This is a genomic window from Corallococcus sp. 4LFB (assembly GCF_046520365.1).
Taxonomy (GTDB): domain Bacteria; phylum Myxococcota; class Myxococcia; order Myxococcales; family Myxococcaceae; genus Corallococcus; species Corallococcus caeni.
Genome location: NZ_JBKGHJ010000931.1, coordinates 1 through 1,666 on the forward strand (window position 1 = coordinate 1; position 1,666 = coordinate 1,666).

The 1,666-nt window shown below is 72.2% G+C and carries 2 pseudogenes; both read right to left on the bottom strand.

The annotated features are described in order from the left end of the window. Positions 1–538, bottom strand: a pseudogene (locus tag ACLEQD_RS42915) (hypothetical protein); the annotation flags it as partial. 146 nt (positions 539–684) lie between these two features. Then, positions 685–1,666: pseudogene (locus tag ACLEQD_RS42920) on the bottom strand (tryptophan synthase alpha chain); the annotation flags it as partial.

A 1,666-nucleotide genomic window follows, 5' to 3' on the forward strand; every position in this document is an offset into this window, starting at 1 on the left:
GGCCGGCGCCCGGGACCGCGGCCTTGAAGGCGCCGCTGGCGGCCTTGTACGCGCTGCCGAACTTGTTCACGTCGCGGGCAATCTCCAGGCCGCCCTTGACGGTGCTGACCGCGCCCTTGCCGGCGGTGGCCACGGAGCCCAGCGCCTTGTTCCAGTCCTCGCTGCTGCCGGAGCGCACGGCGTTGCGCACGTCGCTGATGGCCGTGCCGGCCTGGCCCACCAGCTTCGCGGCGCTGGTCAGGGTGCCGAACGCCTTGCCCGCGATGCCCAGCTTGCCCTTGAGGTCCAGCTTCGTCTTCGGGTCGGTGGCCTTGGAGACCAGCTTGTCGACGTTGCCCTTCAGCGTCGCCTTGAAGCCGTCCGTCTTCAGGCTCTTGACGTTGTCGAAGCCGTCCTTCACGGCCGTCTTCACCTTGTTGAAGGTGTCGTAGCCCTTCTTCGCCTGCGTCCCGATGTCCTTCGCCGCCTTGATGGGGTCCTGCTGCACGTGGCGGAGGGTGTTGCTGACGGCACTGCGGGCGCGGTCGATGAGGCTCATTGCGGGGCTCCCTCGTCGGAGTTCGAGGAAATTGGGAAGGGCTGCGGACGACTTGCCGGGATTATCGCACCGGCCGCCGATCAGTTGCGTAGCACCTCACATCCGCTGAGAAGGTGGGTGTGGGACGCCGGTTGTGGCACGGCGCGTCAGCGGCAGTCCGGGTCCGCGTCGTCGGCCCGGCCATCCGCGTCGTTGTCCGCGCCGTCGTGGCAGTGGCCGGCCTCGGAGGAGACCCACTCGGTGACGTGGAGGGTGTAGCGGATGGGGGTGTCCCGGTCCGGCCGGGCCATGCCGTCCACCACCACCAGCACCGTCTGCCCCTGGGCCAGGGTGAGCTTCAGGGCGGGGGCCTCCTGGGTCGTGGGATGTGGGTTCGCGGCGCAGCCCAGCTCCGTGCCCCGGCAGCCGGTGAGGAGGTACAGGGCGTGGCCGCCCGCGTCCGGGTCCCCGGCGGGCGAGGTGTCGAAGACGAAGGTGCCCGCCCTGGGCGCCGTCCACAGGTGGGCGCGGTCCTGTTGGAGCAGTGCGCCGCAGGTGCCCTGGAAGCCGTCGCCGGAGAGGGCGGTCTCCCCCTGGAAGGTGACGGGCAGGGCGCTGCCCAGGTCGTGGTGGGCGCAGCCCTGGCCCTTGCAGCGGGGGTCGTCGCGGCACTCGGTGTCCGCGCAGTCCACCCAGCGGTCCCCGTCGTTGTCCATGTTGTCGAAGCAGGCGCCGGCCTCGCTGGAGCGCAGCGCGTCGATGTGCAGCGCGAAGGCGCCCTGGGTGAAGTCCCCGTCCGCCACGGCGTCCACCGTCACCAGGACCCGCTGGCCCTTCGTCAGCGTCACCGCCACGCGGGACCCGCCGCCGTAGCTGATGCCGCCCGACGCGCACGCCAGCTCCTGGCCGCCGCAGCCGTCCGCGTACACTGCGATGACGGAGCGCACCGCCGAGCGGGCCGTGTCGAAGGTGAAGGTGCCCGCGCGGGGCGCCGTCCACAGGTAGCCCCGGTCCGGCGCGCCCGCGCCCCCGCAGGAAGCAGCGTGGTCGTCCCGGGCCTCCACGGTGGAGCCCGTCAGCGACACCGGCAGCGCGCTGCCCAGGTCGCGGTCCACGCAGAGGGGCTCCGGGGGCGCGCAGACGTTGGGC